This is a genomic window from Bacillus sp. FSL W8-0519, from assembly GCF_038005585.1.
Lineage (GTDB): Bacteria > Bacillota > Bacilli > Bacillales > Bacillaceae_G > Bacillus_A > Bacillus_A paranthracis.
The window spans coordinates 3,949,237-3,967,267 of sequence record NZ_JBBOTL010000001.1; the positions used below are offsets into that span (position 1 = coordinate 3,949,237).

The following is an 18,031-nucleotide window of genomic DNA, read 5'->3' on the forward strand; positions in this document are numbered from 1 at the left end:
ATTATCATATATAATGTACTTTCATATCGTCAATATTTTTTGACATACTTCTACAAATTTTCTGTAAAGTTATTGTAAACTTTTCATAAACATATAATATGCCCTTACATTGTTAATACTGCTGAATATGATACAATTACCAATTACAAGGAGGATGAATTATGAAAAAAGTCATCTTAACAATTGTTTGTCTCCTCCTTCTAATCATTTCTTATTCTTATTTTGAAAAGAACGATGAGACAAAACAAAATGAACCCGAAGAAAAAACAGAAAAAACATCTACTCCAAGTTGGATTGATAAGCAAACAAACGATTCCTTTTATCATCTCGTACTAGGTGATTCGCTCGCCAAAGGATATGGATCGACACAAGGTGGATTTGCTGAATTAGCCTCTAAACAAATAGAAGCACAAATTCATAAACCAATTACTGTAGAAAACCTTGGGATAAACGGTCTTACAACAGATCGTCTCGCTAAAAAGGTTGAATCAGAAGATGTAAAGCAAAAAATTAGAGCAGCCAATATTATTACAATTAACATTGGGGGAAATAATTTATTTCGCTTAAATCGTGATGTCGGTGTTATAGACGGTATTAAAATGTTAAATAAAGAAAAAGCTCATTTTGAAGCGGATGTAAAAAATATTGTAAAGACAGTCCGAGATCAAAATCCGGATGCTTTACTCATTCTTTCTGAACTCTATAACCCGTTACAACTCGATGACTCCATCGCAAGTTATGCAGATATGTTTTTAGACGGATGGAATGAATCCGTTTATTCCATTGCAAAAGCAAATCAACCATCTATCGTTTTACCAATTCGCAAATTAATATCGAATGATAAGAAAGATTTACTCTTTGACCAAGTACACCCAAATGATAAAGGCTATTCGATTATTGCCGATTCCTTTACAAAAAAAGTGTTGGCCTACAAATATTAAAATTCGCATGAAACAATTCTATTTTTATAACATGTCTTTTTTGTTACAATGAGAGTGGAAGGGGGCCTTTATATGGAATCACGCGAGTGGGAACGTATTGTTGATCATCTTCTTTCGCTAGTGCCTCTTTTTTATCGCAAATTTATGCTTCCTGGAGAATTTTCTTCTCAAAGACATATGCCGCCATCACATACACAAGTATTACTGCTTCTGCATGAAAATGGCACATTAGCAGTTTCCGAAATCGGCAAGCGGCTAGCGATTTCACGGCCTAACATGACACCTCTATTAAACAAACTGATCCAAGAAGAACTAATAGAGCGTCATTATAGCGAAAAAGATCGACGGGTCATTTTAATTTCCCTGACAGCTGAAGGGAAATTGTTAGTAAATCAGTATCAACAATTCATTTTAGACAAATTAAAAGAAAATTTCCAAACGTTATCTGAGGAAGAACGTGAAAAACTCATTCACTCTCTTCAAACCATTCAAAATTTAATTTTGAAAACAAACGTATAAAGCTGCTTCTAAATAGAAGCAGCTTTATGATTCGTAATAATTGCCATAGTATACATTTGAATATGGCCATGTCGTTAAATATGGTTTTTGATCTTGCGTAGGTTGTTGCGATGGTATTTGCGGTAGTTGTTGTTGTCGATATAATTCATATTGCCTACTCGTATCATAAACCGGATAATAATTTACATATGGATATACTTGCGGTACGTAATAATAATACATTCATTCTCTCCTCCTTTTTCTTAAACATATTCAAAGGAGAAAATGAGTGTGACACTCTTTATATTTGCATGAGTGGTTCTCTCGCTCTTTTCTTTCTGTTCTTCAAACGTAACTTACGGTTCTTTTCATATAAATAATGCACAACGAAATATGAAACTACACCAAACACAACCCCTAAAATCGTCATTCCAATTAATACATACACTTCACTCTGTAATAAGCTCTTTAATATCGTAAAAATGTGACTTGAAAACAAGTCCGATATTGTAAAGGGTTCATGATGTATTTTTTGCACATGAAATGGATAAATCATTTTCCCTAGCGCATACGCAAGCGGAAATAAAACTACTGGGAGAAACGATATTTTTCCAATAATATTGCCAATCACCGCGGCAGGAAAAGATCCCTTTGCTAACCTGACGATTGGATAAAATATTAAATAGACGAGCGATGCTGTATATATAACCAACATCTCTAAACCAAAACCAATCGCAAAACCTAACGATACTTTCTTCGCTCCTTCTGGTGATCGAAGCAACTTATAATATTGAAACTTTAATATTCTCCACATCCGCTGAAAAAACGAATATGTTTTCTTAGTTGTTTTCACTCTCATCATCTCTTTAACTATATTTTTATACCTAGTATGCCCTTACACACCCCGAAAAACAAATTTCATTTCCTCTTTTATTATAGATGATATCGAAATAGTTAACTAAATATACATATGACATTTCACTGTCAACCACCCCCACTGAGATAAAACCTTTCAGTGGGGGCTTGAGTTCGAACGCTAGGTCTTTTCGTCTATCGCTAGACAGTTTGACGCTCTAGCATTCATGCTACCCTAAGGTAACACCCCAAGTATGTTTTTGGTTGGTACTGACAACAAACGATTGTTTTCCCACTTGCACCACCCTTTCGAAAAAGAGCCGTTCTCCCTTATGGAAGAAGCCACCACTGGGATGAATCCAGCGTGTGCTACAAGCCCCGACAAGTCGCGTACACATGGATGGTTGACGCACCCACTAGGCTATGCGCGAAGCAATAGCCTTACGTTTTTGCACTTCTAATAGAATCGGCGTTTTCACTTTCAGATTGTCATCCAGTTCTACAATTTTTGATTTTTTCAATGTATTCAGCGCACCATTAATATCAGCATGGATACATGTTCCTGCTTTACTTTGGTACAAACCACGCGTAATTCGTTTGCCACTAAAGCGATACTGCGTCTTATCATCCTTAGACCAAACTGGAACCGGATCCTTATCAAGAAAACTAGCTTTTGAAGTATAGCTTTCTTCTTGTTTGAAAAAGCGGATGCCTTCTTTTATGCATTTATTCTCAATTGCTGCCATCAATTTCTCAAATGGGATTTGCACAAATGTTTGATTATTCTTTTTCCCCATATGAGATTTTTGTTTCCAACCAGCGTTATACCCTACAACAATCGTATCTATATCGAATTCTTTCACTTTTTTGAACAATAGGCCTACTGTTTGTGCAATGTAACCGTTTATTTGTCTTTCTCGTTTATGCCAAAGTGCAGCAATTTTATTCGTTACAAGACGTTTAGAAAGCCCGTTTTCCATATTTTTCAGTTGTAGATTACGTATCGTTTTGTTGAAGTACTGGTTAATGGATTTTAGTTTTTTTCCATCAATTAAGAAGGCATAACCTGTATTGGTTACGCAACTTACTAATCTATCTACACCTAAATCGCAACTCAAAGCGTTACTCGTAGTCGTGGGTTGTTTCTTCACTTGAGAGACGTGCATTTCATATGTATAATGCACCTCAAAGAACCGACCTTTTTGCTTTGGTACAATCTCAATGTAGGAGATGTTTTTATTTCTTAAGTTTTTTGGCATACGTATTTTAATGGAACCGAATTTTTTTCTAAATGCAACATTCATCGGAACCATCCAATATCCGTTCTCATCCACTTTTGGCACTTGATAGATTTCAATGATTCGTTTGTCAGTGGAACGAGAATAATTCGGAAACTTCGGACGACCTGTGAACTTATCAGGATGTTTCTTCCACTGTTCCAACGCTTTAAAAAAGCTCTTCATTTCTGTAAATAAGGCTCTACGAATCGCTTGAACAGAGTTTGATTGAACGCCCGAGTAGTTCATATCAGCCTGCATGGCATTGTCCACTTCTTTTACAGTAGCCATTTTATTATCGTTCAAATAACTTTGTTTTATCGTGTACAACCCAACATTTCGCAGTGCTTTTGAACTATGCGCCATGCGCTGAAGTAAACGAAATTCTTTTGCAGTAAGGCAAGCTCGTCCGATATTCTGTTTCTGCGTGAACCGTTGCATGGTTTCTCTTTTCTTTTGTTTCCGTAATACTTTCACTACCTTCTTTCTAGCCATTGTTTTCACCACCTTTCTTAGAAAGTTCATTAAGCGTATTCATTACTTTTGGCTTAAGTAGCTGAATGATAATCATTATCTAATTTCGTTGCCTTACAATCTATTCCCTTCTTATCTACATAATATTGTAGGACAAAAAGAAACAAACATTCGCCCTCAAAAATTGTTATGAACGAAACAAAAGCGTTCAGCCTACCTACTGACGGCAATTCATCTCCACCTGAATTATTGGGTTTCACCCGTAACACAAATCAGATGGAGTCTTCTTGCCGGAAGAGATAAAAAAGTGCACCTCAAATTGTTATTCGTGTCTAACAATTGCGGTACAGTTCAAGTTGAGCAGCTTTGTTCTTATTTATTCTCCTAATGTTTGTCCCATTTCATTTATTTTTATATCAAGACGAAAAAAGCACTTGTTGCCTTTAATCGACAATCAAGTACTTTCAGTTCATATTGTTTTTAAGTTGCACTAGATTTTATCTTAACCTTAAAACTTGTATATCTTAACAATTAATATCCATTTTCTTTTCTGTTCACTTCAAATATATTTTGCTTTAGCTGTATTAGTATTTATGTTTTTATAGCTGTACAGTAACAGACACTTAAAAAACATGACTGTATAAACTACCCCTTTAAAGCTAATATCTCTTCTCTATTATAGTCGATCATTGCTAAAAAGTACTCGTCAAAATTCTCAAATCTATCTATTTCTTCACCCGCAAACCAAATTATCTCTCCTGGTCTAGAAGAATTAGGTAAACATAAAACAAATAAATCCCTATCAAATTCCGAAACTGCTATTGGTAATAGCTCCGGCCTTAAAACACCGCTTTCTTCTAAAACAACATCATCTATAGCTTCTAATAGTACCTGAGCATAATCCATTATAGCTGATTCCTTTAATTGCTCCGTACCAAATAAATCCACCGTTTGATAAAAACCTGCCCATCCATTGGCATATTGAAGAAATTCTCTATACATTAAATCAAGTTTATATCCCAATTCTTGTTCAATAATGCGAATAGATTTTTCATTTGCTCCCACCTCCGGAAAATGGTTTGGCCATATTTTTTCTACATCTTGTTTCATTAGCTCCTGCTTCACTAAAATCATTGTAGCTATCTTATCTTTCCAATTATTCATCGTCTACTCCTCCTCTACAAACTTAAATTTTGTAGGTTTATAACCAATTGAACATATTTTTATATTCTACACCCACTATAATATTTTCTGCATATAAAGGCTTAATCATTTAATTCGTTATCCTCTCTTACTTAATAAGTTTAGAGTTTTTTAATAATATACCAACTATCGACTAATGGGGGGAGGTAATTCTTATGCAACACCTTGAAATACATATTTCCCAATGCATTGTCGTCATATTTGAATATTAATTTAAAATCATAAGTTTTTATGTGAAACTTTTTAGATTACTAAAAAACCTTGAAAGACATATAGCCAATCAAGGTTTCAATAGAATTTTACCCAATTCCATAGTATAGATTATTGATTCTTTTATTTTCTTAAAATATATACTTATATGCATAAAGTTTTATGCTAGTAGATATATAGCTGTACTAATCACTAAAATACCTTCTTAAAAATCTACTTTTTCTCCCGAATCAGTATAAACAAAATACTTTTTATTATTTTCATTTAGTAAAGTAATATCTGTGCCAATTGGCATATTAAAAATATTCATTACCGCTGGTTCTATTTCAATAATAGTTCCCCAATCACAAACTGACATATTTGATGCATCAGCAAGATATTCATCTGTATCTATTTCCGACAAAAATCTCCATCCATTATCGATAGCATTAACTGGTTGTTCTTTAATACACCATTTCACATTCCCTTTATTTTGTAAAATATTCTTAGATACAACGCTACCACCTAATCCACTACTCTTTTTCAAACAATCATCTCCAAAACTTTTTTCATATCATCTGTTCCACGTTCTTCAATTAAATCTCTTAATGAATATCCATATTTATTTTCATCATTAATATTCGGTCGTTTTCCCAAACATTTTACTATTAAATCATTTCCCTCCTTTGTTCTTTTTTTTAATACTTCTTGACATAAAGACCATATTGCAGAATTACCAAATTTTTTATCTTTTAAATTCAAATCTACCCCCATATCAACCAGCCTACAAGCTACTTCAACCGCACCTTGACAATTAATATTTGCTGCTAAATAGTGAAACTCATTACAGCCATCATTAGAAATTATATTAACCTTTGCACCATTATCCAATAGAAAGTTTGCTATATCAAACTTTCTACTAATTAATGATTTTTCAAGTAAACTAATACCATTTTTATCAATTGAATCTACAATCTCTTCAATACAGTTTCCCTCAATTTTTAGCTTCTCTAAAAATAATTTAAGATTCCCGAATTTTATAATAGTCCCATAATCAGCTTTATTAATATCCATTTATACTATCACCCTCTCATTCATACTTATGACTTCGGTTAGTACTTGGCAATTCCGGTCGATAGTTTTCAGGGTTTCTATACCACTTTAAGAACTCTTCTTTTGTAATAATCTCATTCATATACAATTCATGCATATCAGAATATTTCTCTCCTGGTATATGCCCCATATCCCATTGACCACTTCTTGTTTTAGATTTATCCCAAATTATTTCTACACCTGATGGATCATAAACTTTCCCATCGATAGAATCTTTCGCATTTTCCCACACTTCTTCAACCTGACCTTTTCCATAACTAGGCCTGCTTTTACTATATGGTTTTTTAGTAACGATACTATCCTCTGTAGCTTTTACAGTATCCTTAACTCCATTGACTTTCTCCACAGGTACTTTTTTAGCTTTATTCACAGCCTCAGCAGCCTTAGCTCATTTTAACTCCTTTACCTACTTTAGCTATCTTTCCAAAGGGTGTAAGCCCTGCTACTGCCATTCCTCCAGCAAATACTCTATCCAAAGTAGATAGTTTTTCGCCAGTAGATGGATCAATCCCATCCCAAGCACGACGAATATCATACTCACCACTTATTTCACCTACTATATCCCTAGCAAGTTTTTCACCATCAAAATCCTCTTTTTCTGACGATAGTGGTCCACACATCGCTCCTTGTTCCATTGTAACATTTTGATTATCTGTATTGCGGAATTTTTCAGCAATTCTTTTCAAATCTTCCTCTACTTTTACAAGTGAATGAATAGATGCAAAAGCTTTTGGTCTCGCATCATTGAACAGTTGAATGAACTGTTGATTAGAGGCACCAATCCACTGAAAACACAACTGATCTATTTCATTACATAAATTATTATGTATAGATTCTAATGCGATTCGGGTATTACTTGCACGATTCGCAACTTCTTCTAGCATTTCAGGTGTTACTTTAATTTGAACCATTTTTTCCCTCCCTCTCCCCATTAAAATTATGAGACAAAAAGAAAAAAATGTAAATATAGAAATTTCAGAATATTTAAAAATCTTCATGTTACATAAAACCTGCTTAACGGCAAACGAAGTGTATGTGAAGTAAAAGGCCTTCCTGGTAAACTAGGCACAAATGAAAAATTTAGTAGCTGTTTCTCTAATAGATATCCTCCCTCTATCCATGTAATTAAGTACATTCAGTATATACTCAAAGTAATATCTTTTTACCGTATTTACTTTCTCTTCTAAAAAGAATTTAACCATAAAAAACACCCCAGTTTTTATTCGTATCTAGCAACTGGGGTATACATCCTTTAGGAAAGCTCTTCTACATTTTTAAATAAACTTACTAATAATGCTTTTTGCGCATGCAATCGATTACCAGCTTGCTCAAATACGATAGACTGTGATCCATCTATAATCTCGCCTGTTACTTCTTCTTCACGATGGGCAGGTAAACAGTGTAAGAAGCGATATGTTTGCTTCGCATGCTTAACAAGTTCGTTATTAATTTGGTATGGTTGAAACAACGTATATTTCTCTTCTTCGCCCTCTTGCCCCATGCTCATCCAAACGTCAGTATAAATGAAATCTGCTTCATTCACCGCTAATTCAGGGTTATGTAAAATTTCAATTTCAGCTCCTGTTTCCTTGGCAATCGCTAACGCTTTTTTTACAATCTCTTCATTCGGTTCATACCCTATAGGCGTTGCAACAGTCATATGCATTCCAACTTTTGCACTCGCTAACAACAATGAATGACATACATTATTTCCATCACCTACGTAAGCCAATTTTATTCCTTTAAATGTATTTGTTTCTTCGTATATTGTCATTAAGTCTGCCAATGCTTGACAAGGATGATGGTCATCCGTTAATCCATTAATAACAGGTATGCTCGATTCTTTTGCAAGCTCTTCTACATCCGCATGTGAGAATGTACGTATCATAATCCCGTCAATATACTGCGATAATACTTTCGCAGTATCTGAAACAGTTTCTCCTCTTCCCATTTGCATCTCTTTTCCACTTAAAAACATACCATGTCCCCCAAGCTGTACCATTCCTGCTTCAAAAGATACACGAGTACGAGTTGAATGTTTATCAAAGATAAGACCTAATATTTTGCCTTGCAGTAAAGGCTCTTGCTTATTCTTTTTTAAATATATTGCGAACTCAATTAAAGAAATAATTTCTTCTTGCGTTAGTTCTTCTAATGTTAAAAGGTCTTTCGTATTTAATTTCGGTACTTGTACAGTTGACATGAAAATTCCCCCTTATATGATTGATACGTTTTTTGTACAAACTACTTTTTTTATCATATATACTGCCTGTTCTAGTTCTTCATTCGTTACAATAAGTGGCGGTAATAGTCTTATAACATTAGGTCCTGCTTGTAATACGAGAAGTCCCTGTTTTTCTAGTTGTTCTATAAAACTTGCAACTTCATGCGTACATTCAATTCCAACCATAAGCCCCTTACCACGTATATTTTGAATACATTCGACATGTCGTAATTCCTCTTGCAACTTCTGTAATACGTACTCGCCCTTTTCCTTTACTTCTTTTAAAAACGATGGTCTTTTAATTATTTGCAATACTTCTTTCGCCGCAGCCATTGCAATATAATTTCCCCCAAACGTTGAACCATGTGACCCTGCAGGAAACGATATTCCAAGTTCTTTCCGGCCAATCATTGCTCCAACTGGAATGCCATTTCCAAGCGCCTTAGCAGTAGTAACGATATGAGGCGTTATTCCCATTTGTTCGTAAGCAAATAATGTCCCTGTTCTTCCGATTCCTGTTTGGACTTCGTCTATAATAAATAAGGACCCGAACTTCTTACATAATGCTTCAATCGCTTTCAAAAAAGATAGATCAGCAGGTATGACTCCTCCCTCTCCTTGAACAACTTCTATCATTACTGCCGCAACTTCTTCATTCATTACTTCCTCTAATGCCTTTATATCGTTAAAAGGCGTATGTAAAAAAGAGGGAAGGAGCGGACCAAATCCTTCTTTCACTTTATTTTGTCCCGTCGCACTCATCGTTCCGAATGTTCTACCGTGAAAAGATTGCTCGCATGTTACGACGAGAGATTTTTCAGTATGCTTACGGGCTAGCTTCAAAGCAGCTTCATTCGCCTCTGCCCCGCTATTACAGAAGAACACATAATCTAATGCTATGTTTTCTGTTAATAATGACGCGACTTCTTCTTGTAAGCTGTTTGTAAACAGGTTAGATATATGCCATATTTCATGCAGTTGCTCTTGTACAGCTTTCATAACAGTAGGATGACAATGTCCTAAATTACATACACCAATTCCTGATGTAAAATCTAAATATTGCTTACTGTTATTATCAATGACTTTCGTTCCTTTTCCCTTTACAAACTCAATCTTTCTTCTCCCATACGTTTGAAAAAGATGACTTATCATGCAATACTCACGCCCCTCGTTACCGTCGTTCCGATACACTCACCTGTAACCTCGGTAAAATCCTTCATCCCATTTACGATACTAACCTTTTGCACTCCCATTTTTAATGATGCTAGTGCTGCCTGTACTTTCGGAATCATCCCACCGGTAATAACACCGTTTTCTATAAAATTAACAATCTCAAATTCGTCGGTTTTCTTTACTAACTTTCCTTCATGCAATACCCCATCTACATCTGTAATAAAAATGAGTTCTTTTGCAGATAATGCGGCCGCAATCCCAGCTGCAGCGGTATCCGCATTTATGTTATAAATCTCATTATCATTTATGCCGACCGGAGCAATAACAGGAATATAATTCATATTTATTAATCCTTTTAGTAAGGCCGTTTCGACATACCTTACTTCTCCCACATATCCTATCTCCTCACTGACAGGTTGAACTTGAAGTAGATTGCCGTCACATCCTGAACAACCTACCGCTCGTAAATTATGCTTTTGTAAATTCATTACGAGTTTTTTATTCGTACTTCCACATAACACCATTTGAACAACATCCATAACTTCTTTTGGTGTTACCCGTAATCCATCTCTTTTTTCTACGTTGATGTTACAATCTTTTAATTGGGCATCAATTTCTGGGCCACCACCATGAACAATCACTACTTTATACTTCTGTTGTAATTTCTTTATGCAATCAAAAAACACATCATTTAATTGATCCAACATACTACCGCCGCATTTCACTACAATATAATCGCTCATCTTCCCTCTCCTTATGTACGATAACAAGCGTTTATTTTCACATATTCATAACTTAAGTCACAGCCCCAAGCTGATCCGGTCTCTTCACCTAAATGTAAATACACATCAATGACTATTTCATCTTCTTGTAATCTCTCTTTCATTTCCTCTTCAGAAAACATTTGAGGTTCACTATTTTTCAGCACAACGATAGATTGAAGAGTAATATCAATTGTATTTGGATTAATCGCTACTTCACTTTGTCCAATGCTGCTAATAATTCGCCCCCAGTTTGGGTCTTCACCATGTATTGCTGTTTTCACAAGACTCGAACCGACTATTTGTTTTGCGATTTTCTTTGCCTCTTCATTCGTTTGAGCTCCTAGCACATTTACTTCTATTAACTTCGTAGCGCCTTCACCATCTTGTGCAATTTTTTTTGCTAAATCTTCACATACCTTCTGTAAGGCAAATATGAAAGTTTCCCAATCTGCATGTTCCATATCGATTGGTTTCGTTTCTGATAATCCACTTGCCATAGCGATGACCATATCATTCGTAGAAGTATCGCCATCCACCGTAATTTGATTAAATGTATGATTCGTTATTTGTGATAATGCGGTTTGCAATACGTCATGCTCTATATGAGCGTCTGTCGTAATAAAACTTAGCATCGTTGCCATATTTGGATGAATCATCCCTGAACCTTTCGCAACACCAGCAATCATCACTTTCTTTCCATCAATCATCATCTCATAGCAAGTTTCTTTCGTTATAAGATCCGTCGTTAAGATTGCTTCAGAAAAAGAATGAGCTTCATTTTCTTCCTTCGCCGGGATAAGAGTTGCAATTCCCTTTCGGATTATATCCATCGGCAACGGAACACCAATTACACCTGTTGAAGCTACTGCAACATAATTTTCTTTCACTCCAAAATGTTCCGCCCCTAATGCACGCATCTCGTATGCATCTTGTAATCCTTTCATCCCTGTACAAGCATTTGCATTTCCACTATTGACGATAATAGCTTGTAATTTCCCCTCAGTCGTTATACTATCCTTCGTTACTTGCAAGGGGGCTGCTTGTATTTGATTTGTTGTATAAACAGCAGCACATGATGCCGGTACATCACAAATGATTGCCCCTAAATCCTTCTTCTCCTTTTTCAAACCAATTGCAGTGCCAATTGCCGAGAAACCTTTTGGTGTTACAATCGAACCATTTTCTAATTTTGTAATAGACGCTACTTTAACCATCATGTCCCCCTTATAAATAAAGCGGCATATATTGTAAACCTGTTGTTTCTTCTAGTCCCGCTATTATATTTGCATTTTGAATCGCTTGCCCAGCCGCACCTTTCATCATATTGTCTATAACAGAAACGACTGTCACGCTTCCTGTTCTTTCATCGTAAGCTATCCCCATATCACAATAATTTGAGCCCCTCACTTCTTTCGGACTTGGAAACTCTCCTTGCATGCGAATTCGAACAAAAGCTGATTGTTCATACGTCTCTTCATATAATTTTTGAAGTTGTTCTATTTCCATTTCTCGTTTTACTTTCGCATAAAGTGTAACCATAATCCCCCGTGATATCGGTATTAAATGTGTACTAAACGTGATTGGCTTCGTTTCCCTATTCCACTCCGCAAGCATTTGCTCAATCTCAGGAACGTGTTGATGCTCATTTACTTTATAAATACGCAAGTTATCGTATAACTCAGGAAAGTGAGTCATCGTTGTTGGCGTTTTTCCTGCTCCAGATACTCCTGATTTCGCATCAATAATAATGGAATCTTCTTCAATTATGCCGCTACGAACTAACGGTAATATCGCTAATAATGCAGCTGTAGCAAAACATCCTGGATTTGCAATTAAATTTGCCTTTTGAATTTCGGACCTTTTCCATTCACTTAACCCATATACAGCTTCCCTAAGGACTCCTTCTTTTGCAGCTGCCCTTTTATACCACTGTTCATATATGAAAGGATCTTTCATACGAAAGTCTCCAGATAGGTCAATTACTTTTAAGCCTACTGCTAATAATTTGGGAGTTAACTCTGCTGATACTCCTGCTGGGGTTGCTAAAAATACAATTTCTGCTTCCTTCTCTATTTCCTCCACATCAATTTCTTGTAACGTATGAACAAGAACATTTTGAAAATGCGGATATACATTTGTTATACGCTCACCAACTTGTGAAAAAGAATGGAGAGATACTATCGAAAAATATGGATGTTGCTCTAATAACCGAATTAATTCAATACCTCCATACCCAGTTGCTCCAATAATCGCGACCTTCATATGCTCCTCCTCATATCGATTCTTTAAATTAAGTATGATTATAATATTGTATATTTATAGAGTCAATTAAATATTTATAAATTTTATAAACTTAAAAAACTTAATTTTACTAGAAAAATAATATGCACAACCGAATTTTTATACAAAAATAGTGCATAGTAGTTTTTTTATTTCACTTCAAGTACAATAAAACAATACATACGTACATACAGGCGGGGAAAACATGAATGAAAAATTAATTGAGAAAATGATTATAAAAAGTTTTCAGCAATATCAATGTAGTCCTATGTCAAATGAGGATCAGGAAATGCTTGTTAAACATATTCAAGCAATAATTCATTCAAATACTAAAATTGATGTATACGAGGCAGTTGAGGATATCGTTTACGATTATGTGACTGGAAAATAAAAAAATAGGAGATTTCCATATGGAAATCTCCTATTTTTTACTTAATGCTTTACCTGCAACACGCTCAAATAAACCTGGGAATAATGCATAAAGTTTCGGACCAATGCCCATCCATTTCGGTAAATTTACTTCACGCTTTTTCGTTTGCATTGATTTTACAATTTGCTCTGCTACATATGTTGGTTTTAACATGTATCGTCCCATATTTTTCACATATGTACCGGATTGATCAGCTATTTCAAAAAAGTTTGTATCTATCGGACCTGGATTAATCGCTGTTACGAAAACATTCGTACTGGATAACTCCATGCGTAAACTATTGGTAAATCCTAATACTGCATGTTTCGTCGCTGCATACGCACTTGATTTCGGCGTTGCAATTTTCCCAGCAAGTGAAGCAATATTAATAATATGCCCTTCGTTTCTTTTCACCATATAAGGTAGAACTGCTTTCGTACAAGCTACTAATCCAAATACATTTACTTGGAACATATCTTTCACTTCATCCATTGACGCATCTTCAAACGTTTTAAAAATACCAAATCCCGCATTGTTTACTAATATATCAATACGTCCCACTTCTTGTAATACCTTTGAAAAAACAGATTTTATCCCCGTCTCTTCACTTACATCTAATACATAATAATAGCAAGGCGTATTATAAGTTTCTTTAATTTTGTCTGCTAGCGCTTTTAATTTCTCTTCTGTTCTAGCCATTAATACTGGAGTCGCTCCCTGCTCTGCAACTTGCATTGCAACTTGCTCTCCAATTCCACTAGAAGCACCTGTAATGACGATTACTTTATTTTGTAAACGTCCCGTCATTGCTGTCACCTACTTTGCATAATAAATCAATTGTTGCGAAGATTCATCAATCATCACTTGTTGATTATATGCTAAAAAGTCTAATTGTCCAACCGTTTCTGAAATAGTAAGTGGCAATTGTTCCTTATATAATACCGGAAATAGTTTTACACATACTTCAAATGCTGTCATTGGTTTTTCCTTTAATAACTCAAGCACTTTAAATGCACGTGTTTCTTGCTTTTGTAATCTCGTTTCAATAAGTTGTTTCACATTTAGAACATCTTCTCCATGTCCTGATAAAATGCGCGAAATATTCATTTCACTTAAACGCTTTAACGTTTGATTGTATTGTAATAATGGGCGTGCCCTTTCTGTTTGTCCTTCATATGGTGGTTCTAATATTGGATTCGAAGAAATATGACTAATGAGAGCATCCCCGCCAATTAATATTCCATCAGATTCTCTATATAATGAAATATGAGTGGAAGCATGACCTGGTGTTTCAATTACTGTAAAACCAGGCATTGAATCAATACGATCTCCCTCTCTCACAGTATGCGTTAACGATCTATTACAAGAATATTTCAATGTCCTTGTCGTCAATAACGCCTCGTCTTTCAAAAACGCTGCTGGAACACCAAATTGCAAGGCTGTCTCTCTAAAAAACTCATGATACCGCTTTAAAAACTCTGGATTTTGCGTAATCCACGGCTCGTTCCAAGGATGTCCAATAATGTTCGTTTTCTCAGAAAATATATTTAAAAGCCCACAATGATCCGCATGATGATGCGTAATGACTACTGTTTCAATATCTTCTAGCGCATATCCTAATGCACCTAATTGACTCTCTAACGCACTTCTTGCCTCCTCTGTATTCGTCCCTGTATCAATTAATGTTAATGTCTCCCCCTCAACTAAAAACACATTTACAGTTTCAACTGCAAATGGCACAGGAATCTCCATTCGGTGAATCGCCGTCATGCTTAGCCCCCCTGTCTCTTTCCGGTTCAAAAATGAATACTTCTTCAGTTTACAACTTCCTTATATATTTGTCATTATTTTCAGATAAAAAGAGGTGTTTCCTAGAAAAAAACGAATGTATGTACATTTATAAGAATTTCTAACCAAAATTAAAGGAGGAACATCATGTCTATTCAAAACATTTCCTTTCTCGGTGCGGGCTCTATTGCTGAAGCGATTATTGGTGGCTTGTTACATGCAAATGTTGTGAAAGGCGAACAAATTACTGTAAGTAATCGTTCTAATGAGACAAGGTTACAGGAGCTACATAACAAATACGGTGTCAAAGGTACACATAATAAAAAAGAACTACTTACTAATACAAATATTCTTTTTCTAGCAATGAAGCCAAAAGATGTTGCAGAAGCGCTTACCCCTTTTAAAGAAGACATACATAATAACCTGCTTATTATTTCGTTATTAGCAGGTGTTTCTACTCATTCAATTAGAAATCTACTTCAAAAAGACGTTCCGATTATTCGTGCCATGCCAAATACATCTGCAGCTATTTTAAAATCAGCTACTGCTATCTCATCTTCAAAACATGCAACAAAGGAACATATTCAAACTGCCATAGCTTTATTTGAAACGATCGGTCTCGTCTCTGTTGTAGAGGAAGAAGAGATGCATGCTGTCACTGCATTATCCGGAAGCGGGCCTGCTTATATTTATTACGTAGTAGAAGCGATGGAAGAAGCTGCAAAAAAAATCGGTTTAAAAGAAGATGTTGCAAAGTCACTTATTCTCCAAACAATGATTGGTGCTGCTGAAATGCTAAAAGCAAGTGAAAAACACCCGTCTATTTTGCGAAAGGAAATTACCTCTCCTGGTGGAACGACCGAAGCGGGCATTGAAGTATTACAAGAACATAAATTTCAACAAGCGCTTATTTCCTGTATTACACAGGCAGCGCAACGATCACATAACCTTGGGGAAACGTTAGAACAATTAACAAAAGAAAAATAAAAAATGGAGCTCAATCTTACTTGAGCTCCATTTTTTATAAACATATATTTTTAGTTATTCGTCTTCCCAAAAATCTCTTCTTGCAGACGGCGACCAGTCGGTGTTGCTGCAAGTCCACCTTCAGCTGTTTCACGAAGTGCTACTGGCATCGTTTGTCCGATTCTAAACATCGCCTCAATCACTTCATCACATGGAATCGTACTCGTTACACCAGCTAATGCTAAATCAGCTGAAATCATCGCATTTGCAGCTCCTGCTGCATTACGTTTTACGCAAGGTACTTCTACAAGTCCTGCAACAGGATCGCATACTAAACCAAGCATGTTCTTTAATGAAATTGCCATCGCTGTAGCTGCTTGGTCTTGTGTTCCACCAGCCATTTCAACTGCAGCTGCAGCTGCCATTCCACTTGCTGAACCAACTTCAGCTTGGCATCCTCCCGCTGCACCAGAAATACAAGCGTTATTCGCAACAACCATACCGAAAGCTCCCGCTGTAAATAAGAATTCAATCATTTCTTCACGTGTAGGCTGCAATTTTTCTCTTAGTGCAAATAGTACACCTGGCACTGTTCCAGCAGACCCTGCTGTTGGTGTTGCACAAATAATTCCCATCGCTGCGTTTACTTCATTTGTTGCAACAGCTTTACTCACTGCGTCCAAAATCGTATCTCCAGATAAGCCTTTTCCACTCTTCATATACGCCTGAACTTTTACAGCATCTCCACCAGTTAAACCAGTTGGTGATTTCACTCCGCGAATACCACGTTCTACCGCTTGCTCCATCACGACTAAGTTCTTTTCCATACCAGCAATTACTTCTTCACGTGAAATACTTCTTGTTTCCATTTCACATTGAATCATAATTTCTGCGATTTTTACATTTTGTTCTTTAGCTTGCGCCACTAGTTCCGCTGCGTTCCGAAACATGGTGTGTCCCCCCTGCAATTATTCCATAATAGTTACTTGACAAATATTTTGTTGCGCTTTTATTTCTTCAATCACTTCATCTGCTAATATTTCATCTGTTTCGATGACCATAAGCGCTCTTCTTCCTTTTTCCTTACGAGAAACACTCATTGTACTAATGTTAATCTCGTGTTTCGCAAGGATTGAAGCTACTGCTGCAATAGCACCGAAGCGATCGTTATTTACAATAAGTAGTGCTGGACTCGTGCCTGATAATTGAAGATCGAATCCGTTTAATTCTACAACTTCAATTTTACCGCCACCAATTGAGCAAGCAACAACTTCAATTTCTTCTTCACCTTTATACAAACGAATTCTCGCTGTATTTGGGTGAGGTGCATTGGCATCCTCTTCAATAAATTCCACTTCAATTTCGCGCTCTTTTGCTATCTCTAGCGCCTCTGGAATACGTAAGTCATCTGTTTCAAACCCTAATATCCCACCTATTAGCGCTACATCTGTACCATGCCCACGATACGTCTTTGCAAATGATCCATATAATGAAATGCTTACTCTTTCTGGTTCATGACGAAACAGCTGGCGAGCAACTTGCCCCATTCTTGCTGCGCCTGCTGTATGTGAACTTGATGGACCAATCATAACTGGACCGATAATATCAAATACTGAGCGATACTTCATCATAACTCCCCCTAAACCTCTATGAAAAAATTTTTTACTATTCTATTAAGCTACCAAATCGGTTGCTTTTCCAGTTGTACTACGAATTTGTTCCGCTATACGAATTGGATCGTTTTTGAATAACAGTGAAGCGATATATCCTGAAATAATACCAGTTATAATATGAAATAAGAAACTTAGCATTACCTTCATTTACACATAATATAAGATAATCTACAGTAAAGTCTTGTAGCAATCCAAAGTTTAACA

The 18,031-nt window shown here is 35.9% G+C and carries 20 protein-coding genes and 1 pseudogene; 4 read left to right on the top strand and 17 right to left on the bottom strand.

All coding sequences use genetic code 11. The annotated features are described in order from the left end of the window. Positions 1-161: 161 nt before the first annotated feature. Together NST14_RS20590 and NST14_RS20595 are read left to right on the top strand one after the other, a co-directional pair. On the top strand, positions 162-941 hold the full coding sequence (locus NST14_RS20590) for a GDSL-type esterase/lipase family protein (RefSeq protein ID WP_000755836.1): 780 nt from the start codon (positions 162-164) through the stop codon (positions 939-941). A 72-nt stretch (positions 942-1,013) separates the two neighbouring features. Next, positions 1,014-1,460, top strand: a complete 447-nt coding sequence (locus NST14_RS20595; RefSeq protein ID WP_000445819.1) for a MarR family winged helix-turn-helix transcriptional regulator — start codon at positions 1,014-1,016, stop codon at positions 1,458-1,460. Between the two features lie 24 nt (positions 1,461-1,484). On the opposite strand, the gene NST14_RS20600 is transcribed toward NST14_RS20595, so the two are convergent. From NST14_RS20600 to argC, 12 genes and pseudogenes are all read right to left on the bottom strand, one after another. Beyond that, positions 1,485-1,682, bottom strand: coding sequence for a hypothetical protein (locus NST14_RS20600; RefSeq protein ID WP_000291952.1), 198 nt, complete (start codon positions 1,680-1,682; stop codon positions 1,485-1,487). Positions 1,683-1,740: 58 nt separating this feature from the next. After that, positions 1,741-2,301, bottom strand: a complete 561-nt coding sequence (locus tag NST14_RS20605; RefSeq protein WP_073540839.1) for a DUF2062 domain-containing protein — start codon at positions 2,299-2,301, stop codon at positions 1,741-1,743. A 409-nt stretch (positions 2,302-2,710) separates the two neighbouring features. Next, positions 2,711-4,066 (bottom strand): RNA-guided endonuclease TnpB family protein, encoded by a 1,356-nt coding sequence (locus NST14_RS20610; protein WP_000101508.1) that lies wholly within the window; start codon positions 4,064-4,066, stop codon positions 2,711-2,713. Positions 4,067-4,690: 624 nt separating this feature from the next. Beyond that, positions 4,691-5,209: an SMI1/KNR4 family protein gene (locus tag NST14_RS20615; protein ID WP_001067166.1), complete on the bottom strand. Its 519-nt coding sequence runs from the start codon at positions 5,207-5,209 to the stop codon at positions 4,691-4,693. Between the two features lie 454 nt (positions 5,210-5,663). Continuing rightward, positions 5,664-5,984, bottom strand: a complete 321-nt coding sequence (locus NST14_RS20620; protein WP_000749724.1) for an immunity protein Imm33 domain-containing protein — start codon at positions 5,982-5,984, stop codon at positions 5,664-5,666. Beyond that, entirely contained in the window at positions 5,981-6,511 is a 531-nt protein-coding gene (locus NST14_RS20625) for an ankyrin repeat domain-containing protein (RefSeq protein ID WP_073540837.1), read from the bottom strand. The genes NST14_RS20620 and NST14_RS20625 overlap by 4 nt, the downstream gene beginning before the upstream one ends. 16 nt (positions 6,512-6,527) lie before the next feature. Then, positions 6,528-7,461, bottom strand: a pseudogene (locus NST14_RS20630) (WXG100 family type VII secretion target). 341 nt (positions 7,462-7,802) lie between these two features. Then, positions 7,803-8,753, bottom strand: coding sequence for an ornithine carbamoyltransferase (gene argF, locus NST14_RS20635; RefSeq protein ID WP_229143019.1), 951 nt, complete (start codon positions 8,751-8,753; stop codon positions 7,803-7,805). A gap of 12 nt (positions 8,754-8,765) precedes the next feature. Beyond that, positions 8,766-9,926 carry an acetylornithine transaminase gene (gene argD / locus NST14_RS20640; RefSeq protein ID WP_000623327.1) on the bottom strand — a complete coding sequence of 387 codons (1,161 nt, stop codon included), beginning with the start codon at positions 9,924-9,926 and terminating at the stop codon, positions 8,766-8,768. After that, positions 9,923-10,690, bottom strand: a complete 768-nt coding sequence (gene argB, locus NST14_RS20645) for an acetylglutamate kinase (protein ID WP_001286785.1) — start codon at positions 10,688-10,690, stop codon at positions 9,923-9,925. Before argB ends, argD begins: the two co-directional genes overlap by 4 nt. A gap of 11 nt (positions 10,691-10,701) precedes the next feature. Further along, positions 10,702-11,925, bottom strand: a complete 1,224-nt coding sequence (gene argJ, locus NST14_RS20650; RefSeq protein ID WP_000241356.1) for a bifunctional glutamate N-acetyltransferase/amino-acid acetyltransferase ArgJ — start codon at positions 11,923-11,925, stop codon at positions 10,702-10,704. 10 nt (positions 11,926-11,935) lie between these two features. Further along, positions 11,936-12,973, bottom strand: a complete 1,038-nt coding sequence (gene argC, locus NST14_RS20655) for an N-acetyl-gamma-glutamyl-phosphate reductase (protein WP_000861266.1) — start codon at positions 12,971-12,973, stop codon at positions 11,936-11,938. A gap of 223 nt (positions 12,974-13,196) precedes the next feature. Between argC and NST14_RS20660 the strand changes: the two genes are divergently transcribed. Further along, on the top strand, positions 13,197-13,382 hold the full coding sequence (locus tag NST14_RS20660) for a YqzH family protein (protein ID WP_001003229.1): 186 nt from the start codon (positions 13,197-13,199) through the stop codon (positions 13,380-13,382). 30 nt (positions 13,383-13,412) lie between these two features. Here the strand turns inward: NST14_RS20660 and NST14_RS20665 are convergent, their stop codons facing one another. Continuing rightward, the gene (locus NST14_RS20665; protein ID WP_000147806.1) at positions 13,413-14,207 is read right to left on the bottom strand and encodes an SDR family oxidoreductase; all 795 of its coding nucleotides are present in this window, start codon (positions 14,205-14,207) and stop codon (positions 13,413-13,415) included. Positions 14,208-14,216: 9 nt separating this feature from the next. Then, positions 14,217-15,170 carry an MBL fold metallo-hydrolase gene (locus tag NST14_RS20670; RefSeq protein ID WP_000125145.1) on the bottom strand — a complete coding sequence of 318 codons (954 nt, stop codon included), beginning with the start codon at positions 15,168-15,170 and terminating at the stop codon, positions 14,217-14,219. 165 nt (positions 15,171-15,335) lie between these two features. On the opposite strand from NST14_RS20670, the gene proI reads away from it, so the two are divergent. After that, the gene (proI, locus tag NST14_RS20675) at positions 15,336-16,175 is read left to right on the top strand and encodes a pyrroline-5-carboxylate reductase ProI (RefSeq protein ID WP_000027266.1); all 840 of its coding nucleotides are present in this window, start codon (positions 15,336-15,338) and stop codon (positions 16,173-16,175) included. Between the two features lie 50 nt (positions 16,176-16,225). Here the strand turns inward: proI and sdaAA are convergent, their stop codons facing one another. The 3 genes from sdaAA to NST14_RS20690 are packed head-to-tail and all read right to left on the bottom strand — an operon-like array spanning position 16,226 to position 17,965. After that, a complete protein-coding gene (gene sdaAA / locus NST14_RS20680; protein ID WP_000489462.1) occupies positions 16,226-17,104 on the bottom strand; it encodes an L-serine ammonia-lyase, iron-sulfur-dependent, subunit alpha in 879 nt (292 codons plus the stop codon). 18 nt (positions 17,105-17,122) lie between these two features. Next, positions 17,123-17,782 carry an L-serine ammonia-lyase, iron-sulfur-dependent subunit beta gene (gene sdaAB, locus NST14_RS20685; RefSeq protein ID WP_000877446.1) on the bottom strand — a complete coding sequence of 220 codons (660 nt, stop codon included), beginning with the start codon at positions 17,780-17,782 and terminating at the stop codon, positions 17,123-17,125. Positions 17,783-17,827: 45 nt separating this feature from the next. Continuing rightward, a complete protein-coding gene (locus tag NST14_RS20690) occupies positions 17,828-17,965 on the bottom strand; it encodes a hypothetical protein (protein ID WP_154214285.1) in 138 nt (45 codons plus the stop codon). Positions 17,966-18,031: the final 66 nt, after the last annotated feature.